Raw genomic sequence first — 14,446 nt, forward strand, 5'->3', positions numbered from 1 at the left:
TTCGGCCGGTTCAGCGCTTGACGGGCCGTTTCCAGTTCGGAAAGCTCACCTGACGCGCGCGCGAGACCGTCAGGCTGCCGGGCTCGGTGCTCTTGTTGACGGTCGAGCCGCCGCCCACCGTGCCGCCCGCGCCGATCTCCACCGGCGCCACCAGCACGCAGTTGCTGCCGACGTGCACGTCGTCGCCGATGACGGTGCGGTGCTTGTTGGCGCCGTCATAGTTGGCCGTGATGCTGCCGGCGCCGTAGTTCACCCGTTCGCCGACCGTGGCGTCGCCCAGGTAGGCCAGGTGATTGGCCTTGGCGCCCGCGGCCAGCGTCGAATTCTTCACCTCGACGAAATTCCCGATGTGCACGTCGGCGCCCAGATGCGCGCCCGGTCGCAGCCGGGCGAACGGCCCGACGCGCGCCCCGGCGCCGACCGTGACGCCGGCGCGCTCGCCGTCGATGTGGGTGAACGGATGGATGACCGCGCCGGCCTCGATGCGTGCGTCGGCGATCACGCAGTTGGCGCCGATGCGCACGCCCTCGCCCAGCGACACCGCACCCTCGAAGATGCAGTTGACGTCGATCTCCACGTCCGCCGCGCAATCCAGCGTGCCGCGCAGGTCGAAGCGGGCCGGATCGGCCAGCCGCACGCCCTGCGCCATCAATGCCTCGGCCTGGCGCCCCTGCCAAGCGCGTTCGAGCGCCGCGAGCTGCGACGGGCTGTTGACGCCGGCGACCTGCGCCGCGTCGTCGATGCGGTGCGCCACCACCGGCACGCCGTCGGCCGTGGCGAAGCCGACGACGTCGGTCAGGTAGTACTCGCCCTGGGCGTTGTCGTTCCCCAGGCGCGCCAGCCAGTCGCGCAGCAGCCGGGCCGGCGCGGCCATGACGCCGCTGTAGACCTCGCGGATGGCGCGCTGTCCCTCGTTCGCGTCCTTGTGCTCGACGATCGACAGCACCCGGCCCTCGGCGCCGTCGGCACCGGCCGGCGCACGCACGACGCGGCCGTAGCCGGCGGGATCGTCGAAGGCGATCGTCAGCAGCGCCAGCCGCTCGCCGCCGCTGGCCGCGACCAGCGCGCGCAGGGCGGGCTCGCCGATCAAGGGCACGTCGCCCGACAGCACCAGCACCGTGCCGTCGTCGGGAAGGTGCGGCATCGCCTGCTGGACCGCATGGCCGGTGCCCAGTTGGGGCATCTGACGCGCGAAGTGGACTTTTTCGCCGTCGGGCGAGGCCGACAGCGCCGCCTCGACCTCCTCGGCGCCATGCCCCGTCACGACGACGACATGCCGGGTCCCCAGGCTCGCGGCGGTGTCCATCACGCGCTCGAGCAAGGCGCGACCGCCCAGGCGGTGCAGGACCTTCGGCAGGCGACTCTTCATGCGCGTGCCCTTGCCGGCGGCCATGACGACGACGTCCAGGTCGCCATGACCGGCACTGCCGTCGACCGGGGAAGATGAAACGGGATTCATGAGGAACTCCTGATGCGTCACAACGACTTATTAATTAACAATTTGTCACGAAAATAGCTGCACTGTCTCTCGGAATGCGAGGGAGCTAACACTTTTATCTAAACTCCCGTCTTTCAACCGTGACCCCGCCCATGAACATCTCGCTCTGTACGCTCTTCGAAGGAAACTACCATTTCGGGGTCGCCGCATTGGCCAATTCGCTGGTGGCGTCCGGCTATGCGGGAACGCTGTGGGTGGGCTACCGGGGCGCGCTGCCGAGCTGGATCGAAGGCTCCCCCGATTTTGACAAGGCGACGAAGCGGCTGCAGGTCACGCCGTCCTTCAGGCTGCAGATGCTTCTCATCGAGACGGACCTGCACTTCACCTATTACAAGCCGACGTTCCTGCGCGACATGCTGACGAAGCACGAGCCGCAGGCCGATGCCGTCGCCTACATCGACCCCGACATCGTCGTGAAGTGCGACTGGAGCGCGTTCAGCGGCTGGTTCAGCGAGGACAGCATCGGCCTGGTGGAGGACGTCGGCTCCGTCTTCCCGGCCCGTCATCCCAAGCGCTTGCAGTGGGCCGCCTACTTCGCCACGCAGGGCGTGCGGCAGGTCCGTCCGCTCGACCGCTACTACAACGCCGGCTTCATGGCCATCTCGCGCGCCAACCTCGATTTCCTCGATCTCTGGGCCCGGCTGTGCCTGATGGTGGTGGCCTATAACAAGAGCGCCAAGCAGCTCAAGTCGGGCGGCGCCAGCGCCCTGTTCCATTCCACCGACCAGGACGCGATGAACTTCGCGCTGACGGCGTCGGAGGCACCGTTGATCACCTCCGGGCCGGAAGCCATGGACTTCGCGTACGGCGGCTTCTACCTCTCGCACGCCATCGGCACGGCCAAGCCGTGGCACGGCCGGCACATCCAGCGCGCCCTGGGCGGCGTGCCGCCGTCGCCCTCCTTCAAGGCCTACTTCCAGTTCGCCGGTGGCCCGATCCAGGCGCATTCGCCGCGCAACCTGGCGTGGCAGCGCCTGTGCCTGCGCGTCGCCGCCGCCTTCGGCCGCGTCTACCGGCGCGCCTGAGCCTCCCGGGTCAGATCAACGGCACCCGGCGCAGGGGCCGTTCGAAATAGTCGCCCAGCGTCTGGAGCGCGTGCGGCTCCAGGATGTGCAGCACGCCGTCCTCGATGCGATGCAGTCCCAGGCCCTGGAGCCGGCGCAGCGTCCGGTTGGTATGCACGAGCGACAGGCCGAGCGCATCGGCGATGTGCTGCTGGTTGAAGGGGAACGGCACGCCGCCGTCCCGGACCATCCCGATGCGCTCGGCCCGGCGGTAGAGGTGCATCAGCAGCATGGCGACGCGCTCCGTCGCGTTGCGCCGTCCGGCCGTCACGAGGTTGTCGTCGAGCATCTTCTCCTCGCGCGCCGCCAGCCAGGTGATGTCGTAGCCGAGCCTGGGCTGGGCGCGGAACAGTTCCCAGAGCCGGTCGCGCTCGAAGACGCACAGCGTGGCGTCGGTCGCGGCCTCGACACCGTGGGTCTGGCCCTCCGCGAACTCGTCCTGCAGGCCGATGAAATCGCCCGGCAGCAGGAAGAACAGGATCTGGCGCCGGCCGTCGCTCAACGTCTTGTAGCGGAACGCCCAGCCGCTGTAGAGCGTGAAGACCCAGGGACTGCGCTTGTATTCCTCGATGACCGACTCGCCGGCACGCGCCGTGCGGGTGCCGTGACGGAACGCATGGATCGTCCCGAGTTCCTCGGCCGCCATGCCCAGGAAGGCCGGATTGGCGCGCAACTCGCAGGTGGGGCAGGCATGGGGACAGGGCGGTGGCTCCGGATGCATAAAGTCGTCGTCTTTCTCGTCCGACTATAGGACGGGCGCTCATGTCTTTTGACATTTCCGAGCCGGCGACGACTGCCTACACTCGCGCACCGCCACCACCGAGCGCCATGTCCGCCGTACACGAAATCCTCTATTGCAGCGTCCTGTCGCCCGACCAGTCGGCCAACATCGTCGGGCGCATCGTCTCGCAGGCCCGGGCACGCAACGCGCAGGATCGCATCACGGGACTGCTCGTCTTCGACGGCATCCGGTTCTGCCAGCACGTCGAGGGCTCGCGCGACGACGTCATGGAACTGATGGGGCGCATCGCACGCGACCCCCGCCACCGGGACGTGCGCGTGGTGTACGAGGGCTCGCGTGCGCAGCGCCGCTACCAGCGCTTCGACCTGGGCTTCGCGCAGAGCGAGGACGCCGACGACATGGCGGGCATCCACGACCTCGAAGGCCGGGAAGCGCTGGAGCGCTTCCTGCTGCTGCGATCGGGTTTCGACATCAGCGGCTGAGCGCCGCGTCCCAGGCGTAGGCGGCGCCCCGGGCGTCCCACGGCTCCATCACGATGCGCTCGCCGGCGGCCAGCGCCAGGGTGTCGCCCGGCGCCAGTACCAAGTCTTCCGTGGCGCGCTGGCGCGTGGCGTCGCGCGTCACCCAGAGCCGGCCCCGGGTCACCCGCAGCACACCGGCGGCTTCGGCCCGCAGGCTCGCGGCCCGGCCGGACGCCAACTGTCGCGCCTCGCCGCACCCGGACGCGGCGATGGCCGCCGGCACGGGCGGCACGGAACGCGGCATCGATGGAGCGGACGAGGAAGGGGCGAGGACGGCGCTGGACATGGAAGACTCCTGACGGGGTGAGGCGCGCCGCATCGGCGCGCTTCGGGAATGAATGATCGATCCGACACCCTGGGCGGTCCAATGAATTGGACGTACGCTACTGATTCGATTCCCGCATCAATCCACCATGCAGTTCTCCCAGACCCACCTGCGCACGCGCCCGATCGCCGCCGGCCAGCTGCGCGCCTTCGAGGCCGTGGCGCGGCACCTCAACTTCCGCGCCGCCGCCGAGGAGATGGCCCTCACGCAATCGGCCGTCAGCCGGCAGATCCAGGCGATCGAGGAGGACGTCGGCGTCGCCCTGTTCCTGCGCCACACGCGGGCGGTGGAACTCACGTCCGCCGGCGCGCAGCTCCTGCTGGCGGTGCAGCAGGCCCTGCCGCGCATCGACGGCGCGGTGCGGCAGATCCGCCAGAGCGCGGGCCGCCAGAGCGTCTCGCTCACCACCTTCGCCTCGTTCGCCTCGATGTGGCTGATCCCGCGGCTGGAGGCTTTCCAGCGCGACCAGCCCGGCATCGACATCCGCATCGACGCCAGCGACGTCGCCGTCGACCTCGAGGTGGCCGACGTCGACATCGCGCTGCGCTACGGTCCGCGCGAGAACATGCCCCCCGGCGCGCTGCGCCTGTTCGGCGAGACGCTCACGCCGCTGGCGAGTCCGTGGCTGCTCAAGAGCAGCCCGCCCATCCGGGAGCCGGCCGACCTGGCGGCCTTCACGCTGATCGAGGCCGGCGACGCGCACCGCACGCACCTCGAATGGCTGACGTGGCGGCGCTGGTTCGAGAGCCACGGCGTGACGCGTGCCCAGCCGAAGCGCTGGCTCTACTTCAACTACGCCTACCAGATGGTCCAGGCGGCCCTGACCGGCCAGGGCCTGGTGCTGGCGCGCAGTTCGCTCATCGCCGAGAGCCTGGCCAACGGCGATCTGGTCGAGGTGCTGCCCCGCCACCGCATGGACTCGCCGATGGCCTACTGGCTGCTCGTCGGCCCGCGCAACGCCCTGCGCCCGGAGATCAAGGCCTTCTGCGAATGGCTCCAGGAACAGGCCCGCATCACCCGCGAGACCATCGGTGAGGTGCCCGACCCCGACACCATCGACCACCTCGACTGAAGTCCGTCGAGCCGAACCCGGTCTTCCACGGCACGACGCCCGTTGAAACGGCACCGCCCCATGTCAGAACACCGCGGAACCGGCTTCGCCGGGCCGCCGGTGTCGTCCCCTCGAGGGGGTGGGCGCTGCCACAGAAGTGGGCAAGCCTGGGGGTGGGTCAACCGATCGGCCAAACCACGCCGTTGTCGTTCAGGATGGCGTCGAGCGGCACGTCGTGCGCCTCGGGCTCGTACTCGTCGAGAAAACCGTGGGTGAAGCCCAGGCCGACCGTGAAGGGTCGTGGCGACAGCGCCGCCAGCGTGCGGTCGTAGAAGCCGCCGCCGTAACCCAGCCGGTAGCCGCCCGCGCTGTAGCCCAGGCAGGGCACGAACAGCAGGGTCGGCACGATGAGCTCGGTGTCCTTGGGCTTGGGGATGTCGTAAGCGTCGTTCTCCATCGGGCAGCCGGGGTACCACGAATGGAAGGTCAGCGTCTTGCTCTCGCGGTCGACCACCGGCAGGCCGATGCGGCGGCGGTGCGGCTCGTCGAGCAGCTCGCCGTCCTCCTTCCAGCGGTGCAGCGCCGGCAGCGGATCGAACTCGCCCTTGATCGGCCAGTAGGCGCCGATCACGGTGTCGGGCCGTCCGACCAGCCAGATGCGCATCACGCGCTGCAGCAGGTCCGAGCGCCTCTCGCGGTCGGGCAACCCCAGGCGCTGCTCGATCAGGGCCGCGCGCAGCTGCGACTTGAGGAAGGCGGCGGTCTGTGCGCGGCCCTCGTGTGCGTTTCCATCGTGTGCCTTGTCCATAATCCCCCGATGCAGTTCCCAAGCATTCTGGCATCCCGGCGTCACCGTCCCGTCATCGTCGTCGGCGCCCTCCTCTTCTCCCTGGCCGCACTGCTCCAGCCGGCCTGCGCCCAGAGCGCTTCCGACGACACGATCCTCCAGATGCGCCAGGCCTTCCAGCGCGGCGACAAGGCACGCCTGTCGGCCCTGCTGCCGCAGGCGCGCGGCCATGCGCTCGAACCCTGGGCCGCCTACTGGGAACTCAAGGCGCGGCTGCAGGAAGCCGATCCGGCCGAGGTGCAGGACTTCCTCGCCCGCTACGCCGGCACCTACCAGGAGGACCGGCTGCGCAACGACTGGCTGCTGCTGCTCGGCCAGCGCCGCGACTGGGACGGCTTCGCTGGCGCGCACCCGCTCTACCGCATGCGCGACGACAGTCAGGTGCGCTGCTACGCGATCCTGGTGGACATGCTCAAGGCCGGGGTCGGCACCCGCGCCCAGGCCGACGAGGTGCGCGACCTGTGGCTGCGCCAGCGCGAGGCCGAGGACGGCTGCCTGACCGCCGCCGACCGCCTGTTCGCCGCCCGCATGCTCGGCGCCGACGACGTCTGGAAGAAGGCCCGCCTGGCCATCGAGGCCAACCGGCCGCAGGCCGCGCGCGACGCCATCGCGCTGGTCGCGCCCGAGGCCCTGCCGACCTTCGCGCAGGTCAACGCCAACGCCGGCAAGTTCCTCGCCGGCGCCATCATGGCCGCCTCGACCGAGCGCAAGGAGATGGTGGTGCTGGCGCTCGTCAAGGTCGCCATCGCCGATGCCGACACGGCCGCCGGACTGCTCGACGGCAAATGGAGCCTGATGCTCAAGCCGGAGGAGCGCAACTGGGTCTGGGGCGCCATCGGGCGTCAGGCCGCGACCAAGCTGTCGCCGCTGGCCAACACGTACTTCGCCAACGTCACCAAGAACGCCGACCTGTCCGACGACATGCTCGGCTGGAAGGTGCGCGCCGCCCTGCGCGCCGGCCAGTGGAAGGACGTGCAGGCCGCCGTCGCGGCCATGAGCGAGGCGGGCCGCCAGGACCCGACCTGGGTCTACTGGCACGCCCGCGCGCTCGACGCCATCGGCGGCGACGAGCGGCGCGCCCAGGCCCGCGCCCTGCTCGAAGGCATCGCCGGCTCGCGCGGCTTCTACGAGATGCTGGCGCAGGAGGATCTGGGACGGCCGATCGTCGCGGCGCCGCGCCCGGCGCCGCTGACGGCCGAGGAGCGCCGGACCGCGCGCGCCAACCCGTCGCTCGCGCGCGGGCTCTACGCCATCGCCATCGGCCTGCGCCCGGACGGCGTGCGCGAGTGGAACTACGCCACCAGCCTGCACGACCCGGGCGGCCTGGGCGACCGCGAACTGCTCGCCGCCGCCGACCTGGCCTGCCAGCGCGAGGTGTGGGACCGCTGCATCAACACCAGCGAGCGCACCAAGGACGTGATCGACGCCCAGCAGCGCTTTCCGATGCCCTTCCACGACACCGTGCTGCGCAAGAGCCGCGACATCGGCCTGGACCCGGCCTACGTCTACGGCCTGATCCGCCAGGAAAGCCGCTTCATCATGGACGCCCGCTCGGGCGTCGGCGCCTCCGGCCTGATGCAGGTGATGCCGGCGACGGCGCGCTGGACGGCCAACAAGATCGGCCTGTCGGGCTTCACGCCGGGCCAGATCAACGACCGCGAGACCAACATCACGATCGGCACCAACTACCTCAAGCTGGCGCTGGACGACTTCGACGGCTCGATGGCGCTCGCCGCCGCGGCCTACAACGCCGGTCCGGGCCGGCCGCGCGCCTGGCGCAACGGCCCGGTGATGGACGCCGCCGTCTGGGCCGAGAACGTGCCCTTCTCCGAGACCCGCGACTACGTGAAGAAGGTGCTGGCCAACACCACCAACTACGCCGCGATCATCACCGGCCAGCCGCAGTCGCTGCGCGCACGGCTCGGTCGCGTCGGTCCGCGCGACGCGCGCGAACCCGAACCCAACCGCGACCTGCCCTGACGATGGGCTGGCTCGACGAGGTCGGCGCCACCGTCGCGGCCGAGTTCGCCGACTTCGGCGACGTGGCCCAGATCACCCGCATCGTGGTGCGCCTCGGGCTCGCCGCCCTGCTGGGCTTCGCGCTGGGCTTCGAGCGCGAGCAGCGGGGCAAGGCCGCCGGCATCCGCACGCACATGCTGGTGGCCATCGGCTCGGCGCTGTTCGTGCTGGTGCCGCAGAGCAGCGGCATCGTCGCGGCCGACATGAGCCGGGTGATCCAGGGCCTGATCGCCGGCGTCGGTTTCCTGTGCGCCGGCACCATCCTCAAGAGCGGACGCGACGATCAGCAGGTGCAGGGCCTGACCAGCGCAGCCGGCCTGTGGATGACCGCCGCGATCGGGCTGGCCTGCGGACTGGGCCGCGAGATGATGGCCGTGCTCAGCACGCTGCTGGCGCTGGCCGTGCTCTCGCTGATGCCGCGCCTGGTCGGGCTGGTCGAACGCGCGCTGGGCGAACCCCACGACCGGGAGACGACGCCGCCGGAGCGCTGAACGCGCCGGCGCGCATCGGTCATCAATCGGCCCCGGCTTCGGCATCAATCGATCCGGGCCGCCTCGCTAGCATTCCGGTGACCGCGCCGATCGATGCCGATCGGTGTTCCACCATCCCCCATCGCGAGGACCGACCGCCATGCGCCAGCTCTACATCGGCAACAAGAACTACTCCTCCTGGTCGATGCGTCCCTGGGTGCTGATGAAACAGGCCGGCATCGCGTTCGAGGAGGTGATGGTGCGCTTCGACTCCTTCGCGCCCGGCTCGGCCTTCCGCCGCGTGATCGACCCGCTCAACCCGGCGGGCACCGTGCCCGTGCTGGTCGACGACGGCATCGTCGTCGCCGACACCCTGGCGATCTGCGAGTACCTCGCCGAGACGAACCCCGGCCTCGCCCTGTGGCCGGCCGATCGGGCCGACCGCGCCCAGGCCCGCTCGCTGTGCGCGGAAATGCATGCGGGCTTTCGCGCGCTGCGCACGCACTGCGGCATGAACATCGAGGCCGACCTGTCGCATCAGGGCCGGCTGATCATGCGCGACCAGCCCGGCGTGCGCGCCGACCTGGCGCGCATCGTCGACATGTGGTGCGGCCTGTTCGGCGCGCACGAGGGTCCGATGCTGTTCGGCGAATTCAGCATCGTCGATGCCTACTACGCGCCGGTCGCCATGCGCATCAAGACCTATGCCCTGCCCGTGACGACGGACGTGGCGGCCTACGTGGAACGGGTGCTGGCCCTGCCGGGCGTGCGCGCCTGGATCGACGACGCCCTGGCCGAGCACGACTTCGTCGACTTCGACGAGCCCTATCGGCTGGCGCCCTGAGGCGCCGTCACCGGCGGCGGCCCGGCGCTCCCGGTCCCGCTCAGAAGCGGTAGGTCACCGCGGCGTAGGTGACGATCGGATCGAGCTTGAGGCGCGCCTCGCTGGTGCCGATGGTCGCGCCGTTGGGCGCGCGCGTGGTCAGCGTCGCCGTCGTCTTCAACGGAATGTAGGACACCGACAGCGACACGCCCCAGTGGCGGTCGAACTGCCAGGAGACGCCGGCGTTGAGCACCGGCGCGAAGGACTTGTCGAGCTTGGCCGTCGTGCTCGACGTGCCCACGGGCCGGCGCAGCTGGCCGCCCACGGCGTTCTGCAGGCCGTCGGAGAGACTGACGTCGCTGTACCAGACGTAGGTGGCGCCCAGTCCCAGGGAGAAGCGGATGGGGTCGTTGCCGTTGCCGAAGTAGTACTTGCCCAGCACGGTCGGGCTCCACTGCTTGGCCTGGCCGATCTCGCCCAGGCGGGCCAGCGTGCCCTCGCCCTGGAGCTTGAACTTCGGCGGCACGCCCAGCACGCCCTCGACCGCCCAGTTGCTGTCGGCGAAATAGATGGCGCTCAGACCCAGGGTGCTGGTGCTGTCGACCCCGGAGCCCGAGCCCGGCACCTCGGCCTGCACGGGCGAGGTGAAGGTCAGCGGCTTGCTCGAATCCTGCGGCGCGAAATGCAGCCAGCCGGCGCCGACGACCCAGTCGCCGGCCTGCTGGGCCATGGCGCCGGAAGCGCCGAGGGTGGAGGCCGCCAGGATGGCCAGGGTGCGGAGTGATTGCTTCATGATGGAAGTTGGATGGAGTGACAGCAAGGAAGGAACTTCGGAAGGATTTCGTGCGGTGGTCGACCACCGGCAGCGGGATTTTCGAACGATCGTTCTTTTTCGCTGCTCGGGACTATCCCTACACTCGTCCCTACACTCGGCCGCATGAAGACCTTCCTCGTCGGCGGCGCGATCCGCGATGCCCTGCTCGGCCGCCCCGGCGGCGATCGCGACTGGGTCGTGGTGGGCGCCACGCCCGAGCGCATGGCCGAGGCGGGCTTCCTGCCCGTCGGCCGCGATTTCCCCGTGTTCCTGCACCCCGCCACGCGCGAGGAGCACGCCCTCGCGCGCACCGAGCGCAAGAGCGCGCCGGGCTACCGCGGCTTCGTCGTCCATGCCGCGCCGGACGTGACGCTCGAGGAAGACCTGGCGCGGCGCGACCTCACGGTCAACGCCATCGCCCTGCCGGCCGATCGGGTGCCCGCCACCGGCGAGGCGGCCGATGCCTTCCGGATCGATCCGGCCCTGCTCGTCGACCCCTACGACGGCCAGCGCGACCTGCGCGCGCGCGTGCTGCGCCACGTCACCGACGCCTTCCGCGAGGACCCGGTGCGCATCCTGCGCGTGGCCCGCTTCGCCGCCCGCTTCGACGACTTCGACGTCGCGCCCGAGACGCTGGCGCTGATGCGCGGGATGGTGGCCGCCGGCGAGGCCGACGCGCTGGTCGCCGAGCGGGTCTGGCAGGAGCTCGCGCGCGGCCTGATGGAACGCCGGCCGTCGCGCATGTTCGAGGTGCTGCGCGCATGCGGCGCCCTGGCGGTGCTGCTGCCCGAGGTCGACCGGCTGTGGGGCGTGCCGCAGACCGCGCTGCATCACCCCGAGGTCGACACCGGCGTCCACCTGATGATGGTGCTCGACATGGCCGCGCGGCTGGAAGCGCCCCTGGGCGTGCGCTTCGCCTGCCTGACGCACGACCTGGGCAAGGGCACGACGCCGGCCGACGTGCTGCCGCGCCACATCGGCCACGAGCAGCGCAGCGCCCGGCTGCTGCGCGCGGTGTGCGAGCGCTGGCGCGTCCCCGTCGAGCTGCGCGAGCTGGCCGACGTGGTGGCGCGCGAGCACGGCAACATCCACCGCAGCATGGAACTGGGCGCGGCCGCGCTGGTGCGGCTGTTCGAGCGCTGCGACGCCCTGCGCAAGCCCCGGCGCTTCGACGAGGTGCTGCTGGCCTGCGAGTGCGACGCGCGCGGACGGCTCGGCTTCGACGACAGCCCGTACCCGCAGCGCGAGCGGCTGGCGGGGCTGCTGGCGGCGGCGCTGGCCGTCGACACGCGGCCGGTGGCCGAGCAGGCGGCGGCGCGCGGCGCCCGGGGGCCGAAGATCGGCGAGGCCGTGACGCGCGCGCGCGTGGCGGCCGTGGCGGCGGCGCTGGGCACGGCGGCGCCGGACTGAGTCCGACGCCGCCGTCGGTCGGCTCCGTCGCGGCCCGGTGCATCCCGGGCGCGTCGGGTGGTTTAGGCGCGTCGGCTCGGGGCGGCCCGCTCCGGTGCGTCCCGGCGGGCTGCGGACCGTCCGGCTCGCGGCATCGGCCGACTTCCTTCCGACCCCCGCTCTGCTAAGTTCTCCGGCGATGCAGAACCCTCCCCGCCTCACTCCCGACGCCGCCCTCTTTCTCGACTTCGACGGCACGCTGGTCGCCCTGGCGGAGACGCCCGAAGCCATCGAGGTGCCGCCCGCCCTGGTGGCCCTGCTGACCGACCTGCACGGGCTGCTCGGCGGCGCGCTGGCGATCGTCACCGGCCGGCAGATCGACGCCATCGACCGCTTCCTCGCGCCCCTGCGCCTGCCCGCGGCCGGCGAGCACGGCGTGCAGCGTCGCGATGCCGAAGGCCGCATGCAGGAGCGGCCCACGCCCGACCTGCACGGCGTGCTCGACGCCGCCAACCGGATCGCGGGCGAGCACCCCGGGCTGCTGGTCGAGCGCAAGCACGCGGCCATCGCCCTGCACTATCGCCAGGCACCGGATTGCGAGGCCGTCTGCCGCACCGCGATGGCCGCCGCGATCGAGGGCCAGCCGCAGTTCGAGCTGCTGCACGGCAAGTTCGTCTTCGAGGTCAAGCCCTCGGGCGTGAACAAGGGCGTCGCCATCGACGCCTTCATGCGGGAGGCGCCGTTCGCCGGCCGCGTGCCCGTGTTCGCGGGCGACGACACCACCGACGAGACCGGCTTCGCCGTCGTGCAGCCGCGCGGCGGCATCGCCGTCAAGGTGGGCCCCGGGCCGACGCAGGCGGCCCACCGGCTGGATTCGACGCGCTCGGTCTTCGAGTGGCTGGTGAACGCGCGCGACCTGCTCCGGCAGCCGGGCGCGCAGGGCGCCTCGACGTCGCCGGGCGGCTCCGGCGCCGAGCACGAGGCGGGCCACGACGGCACGGACGGTGGTGCCGACGGCGCCGGCGCGGGAGACGGCGAGTGAGCCGCCTCGTCGTCGTCTCCAACCGCGTGGCCGACCCGCGCAAGCCCGCCGCCGGCGGCCTGGCCGTGGCGCTGGGCGAGTCGCTGCAGCAGACCGGCGGCCTGTGGTTCGGCTGGAGCGGCAACATCGTCGAGGGCGGCCCCACCGGCGAGGGCGAACTGCACCGCCAGCAGGCCGGCAAGGTCACGCTCGCCACCATCGACCTCAGCCGCGACGACCACGACAGCTACTACGCCGGCTACAGCAACGACGTGCTCTGGCCGGTGTTCCACAACCGGCTCGACCTGGCGAACTTCGACGCCGGCTTCATCGGCGGCTACCGGCGCGTCAACCAGCTGTTCGCGCGCAAGCTGCTGCCGCTGCTCAAGGACGACGACGTCATCTGGGTCCACGACTACCACCTGATCCCGCTGGCGGCCGAGCTGCGCGCCATGGGCTGCCGCCAGCGCATCGGCTTCTTCCTGCACATCCCGCTGCCGCCGCAGATCATCCTGGCGGCGATCCCGCAGCACGAGTGGCTCGCGCGCTCGCTGTTCTCCTACGACCTGATCGGTCTGCAGGCGCAGCAGGACGTGCAGCACTTCGAGCGCTACGTCGCCAACGAGGCCCACGGCGAGGCCCTCGGCGGCGACATGTTCCGCGCCTACGGCCAGACCGTGCGCTGCAGCGCCTTCCCGATCGGCATCGACGTCGACGAGTTCGTCACGCTCACGCAGGCCAAGGAGGCGCGCGACATGTACGAGACCATGAAGCGCGAGTACTCGACGCGGCGCCTGCTGCTGGGCATCGACCGGCTCGACTACTCCAAGGGTATCCCGCACCGGGTGCGCGCCTTCCGCGAACTGCTGGCGAACTACCCGGAGAACCGTCGCAGCGCGACGCTCATCCAGATCGCCTCGCCCACGCGCGAGAGCGTCGACGCCTATGCCGACATCCGGCGCGAGCTCGAATCCCTGTGCGGCGCCATCAACGGCGACTACGGCGAGCTCGACTGGATGCCGGTGCGCTACATCCACCGCATGGTGGCGCGCAAGCGCGTGCCGGGCCTGTGCCGCGCGGCGGCGGTCGGCCTGGTGACGCCGCTGCGCGACGGCATGAACCTGGTGGCCAAGGAGTACATCGCCGCGCAGGACCCGGCCGATCCGGGCGTGCTGGTGCTCTCCCGCTTCGCCGGCGCCGCCGAGGAGCTGAAGGAAGCGCTGCTGGTCAATCCCTACGACACCCACGGCACCGCCGAGACCATCCAGCAGGCCCTGCAGATGCCGCTGGAGGAGCGCCGCACGCGGCACGCCAGGCTGCTCGAACGCATCCGCGAGCACGACATCCACTGGTGGCGCCGCACCTTCCTCGAAGCGTTGCGCGCGATGCCGCAGGCGGACTGACGCCCCGGCACGGCCCTGCCGCCAGGCACCTGCCGCGCGGCGATGCATGGCGACCGGGCGGCCGGACTCACCGGACCGACGCGGACCGTCCGCGCCAAGCGCGCACCATGTGCTGCAGCCGGATCCTCATCGACGCCGACATCGGTGACGGCGCGGGATCGATCCGGCGCAGCCAGCCACCCGTCGCGTCCAGGGCGCCGACCTCCACCCATCCGGCGCCGTCCACGGCATGGGCCTGTCCCTCGGCCAGGTCCTGGCCCACCACCACCATCCGCTCCCCCAGCCAGCGCGGCGGCTCCTGGACGCGCAGGCGGCCGGCGCGAGCCACCAGCACGGTACCGGCCGCCACCGGCAGGCGCAGCGTCCGCCCGGCGTCGAGCCGGACATCGGAAGCACCGGCGCCACCGGGGAAAGGGGAAACATCGCATCGCGGGTCCATGGCCATCTCCTGACGGGCTG

General features: G+C 71.2%; 15 protein-coding genes. 9 read left to right on the forward strand and 6 right to left on the reverse strand.

Going from position 1 to position 14,446, the window contains the following annotated elements:
- Positions 1–10: 10 nt before the first annotated feature.
- The gene (gene glmU / locus ABID77_RS09130; RefSeq protein WP_429594070.1) at positions 11–1,459 is read right to left on the reverse strand and encodes a bifunctional UDP-N-acetylglucosamine diphosphorylase/glucosamine-1-phosphate N-acetyltransferase GlmU; all 1,449 of its coding nucleotides are present in this window, start codon (positions 1,457–1,459) and stop codon (positions 11–13) included.
- Positions 1,460–1,590: 131 nt separating this feature from the next.
- Here glmU and ABID77_RS09135 point away from each other — a divergent pair, with 131 nt between their 5' ends.
- Entirely contained in the window at positions 1,591–2,523 is a 933-nt protein-coding gene (locus tag ABID77_RS09135) for a hypothetical protein (protein ID WP_429594073.1), read from the forward strand.
- Positions 2,524–2,533: 10 nt separating this feature from the next.
- Here the strand turns inward: ABID77_RS09135 and ABID77_RS09140 are convergent, their stop codons facing one another.
- Positions 2,534–3,283 (reverse strand): Crp/Fnr family transcriptional regulator, encoded by a 750-nt coding sequence (locus ABID77_RS09140; RefSeq protein ID WP_429594076.1) that lies wholly within the window; start codon positions 3,281–3,283, stop codon positions 2,534–2,536.
- Positions 3,284–3,390: 107 nt separating this feature from the next.
- Between ABID77_RS09140 and ABID77_RS09145 the strand changes: the two genes are divergently transcribed.
- Positions 3,391–3,786 carry a BLUF domain-containing protein gene (locus tag ABID77_RS09145; RefSeq protein ID WP_429594079.1) on the forward strand — a complete coding sequence of 132 codons (396 nt, stop codon included), beginning with the start codon at positions 3,391–3,393 and terminating at the stop codon, positions 3,784–3,786.
- Here the strand turns inward: ABID77_RS09145 and ABID77_RS09150 are convergent.
- Complete coding sequence (locus ABID77_RS09150) at positions 3,776–4,111, reverse strand: DUF2917 domain-containing protein (protein ID WP_429594082.1); 336 nt, start codon at positions 4,109–4,111, stop codon at positions 3,776–3,778. The genes ABID77_RS09145 and ABID77_RS09150 overlap by 11 nt on opposite strands.
- A gap of 127 nt (positions 4,112–4,238) precedes the next feature.
- On the opposite strand from ABID77_RS09150, the gene ABID77_RS09155 reads away from it, so the two are divergent.
- Positions 4,239–5,222, forward strand: coding sequence for a LysR substrate-binding domain-containing protein (locus ABID77_RS09155; protein WP_429594085.1), 984 nt, complete (start codon positions 4,239–4,241; stop codon positions 5,220–5,222).
- Between the two features lie 157 nt (positions 5,223–5,379).
- Here the strand turns inward: ABID77_RS09155 and ABID77_RS09160 are convergent, their stop codons facing one another.
- Complete coding sequence (locus ABID77_RS09160) at positions 5,380–6,009, reverse strand: 5-formyltetrahydrofolate cyclo-ligase (protein WP_429594088.1); 630 nt, start codon at positions 6,007–6,009, stop codon at positions 5,380–5,382.
- Positions 6,010–6,018: 9 nt separating this feature from the next.
- On the opposite strand from ABID77_RS09160, the gene ABID77_RS09165 reads away from it, so the two are divergent.
- From ABID77_RS09165 to ABID77_RS09175, 3 genes are all read left to right on the forward strand, one after another.
- The gene (locus ABID77_RS09165; protein WP_429594091.1) at positions 6,019–8,028 is read left to right on the forward strand and encodes a transglycosylase SLT domain-containing protein; all 2,010 of its coding nucleotides are present in this window, start codon (positions 6,019–6,021) and stop codon (positions 8,026–8,028) included.
- Positions 8,029–8,030: 2 nt separating this feature from the next.
- A complete protein-coding gene (locus tag ABID77_RS09170; RefSeq protein WP_429594094.1) occupies positions 8,031–8,558 on the forward strand; it encodes an MgtC/SapB family protein in 528 nt (175 codons plus the stop codon).
- Between the two features lie 139 nt (positions 8,559–8,697).
- Positions 8,698–9,381 carry a glutathione S-transferase family protein gene (locus tag ABID77_RS09175; RefSeq protein WP_429594097.1) on the forward strand — a complete coding sequence of 228 codons (684 nt, stop codon included), beginning with the start codon at positions 8,698–8,700 and terminating at the stop codon, positions 9,379–9,381.
- A 40-nt stretch (positions 9,382–9,421) separates the two neighbouring features.
- On the opposite strand, the gene ABID77_RS09180 is transcribed toward ABID77_RS09175, so the two are convergent.
- Positions 9,422–10,153 (reverse strand): OmpW/AlkL family protein, encoded by a 732-nt coding sequence (locus ABID77_RS09180; RefSeq protein ID WP_429594100.1) that lies wholly within the window; start codon positions 10,151–10,153, stop codon positions 9,422–9,424.
- Positions 10,154–10,297: 144 nt separating this feature from the next.
- Here ABID77_RS09180 and ABID77_RS09185 point away from each other — a divergent pair, with 144 nt between their 5' ends.
- The 3 genes from ABID77_RS09185 (at position 10,298) to otsA (ending at position 13,987) form a co-directional block, all read left to right on the forward strand.
- Positions 10,298–11,584: a multifunctional CCA addition/repair protein gene (locus ABID77_RS09185; protein WP_429594103.1), complete on the forward strand. Its 1,287-nt coding sequence runs from the start codon at positions 10,298–10,300 to the stop codon at positions 11,582–11,584.
- A 178-nt stretch (positions 11,585–11,762) separates the two neighbouring features.
- Positions 11,763–12,605 (forward strand): trehalose-phosphatase, encoded by an 843-nt coding sequence (otsB, locus tag ABID77_RS09190; protein ID WP_429594105.1) that lies wholly within the window; start codon positions 11,763–11,765, stop codon positions 12,603–12,605.
- Positions 12,602–13,987, forward strand: coding sequence for an alpha,alpha-trehalose-phosphate synthase (UDP-forming) (otsA, locus tag ABID77_RS09195; RefSeq protein ID WP_429594108.1), 1,386 nt, complete (start codon positions 12,602–12,604; stop codon positions 13,985–13,987). Before otsB ends, otsA begins: the two co-directional genes overlap by 4 nt.
- Before the next feature lie 67 nt (positions 13,988–14,054).
- On the opposite strand, the gene ABID77_RS09200 is transcribed toward otsA, so the two are convergent.
- Positions 14,055–14,426: a hypothetical protein gene (locus ABID77_RS09200; protein ID WP_429594111.1), complete on the reverse strand. Its 372-nt coding sequence runs from the start codon at positions 14,424–14,426 to the stop codon at positions 14,055–14,057.
- Positions 14,427–14,446 lie beyond the last annotated feature (20 nt).

The organism is Variovorax sp. PvP013, from assembly GCF_050435945.1.
Lineage (GTDB): Bacteria > Pseudomonadota > Gammaproteobacteria > Burkholderiales > Burkholderiaceae_C > Variovorax.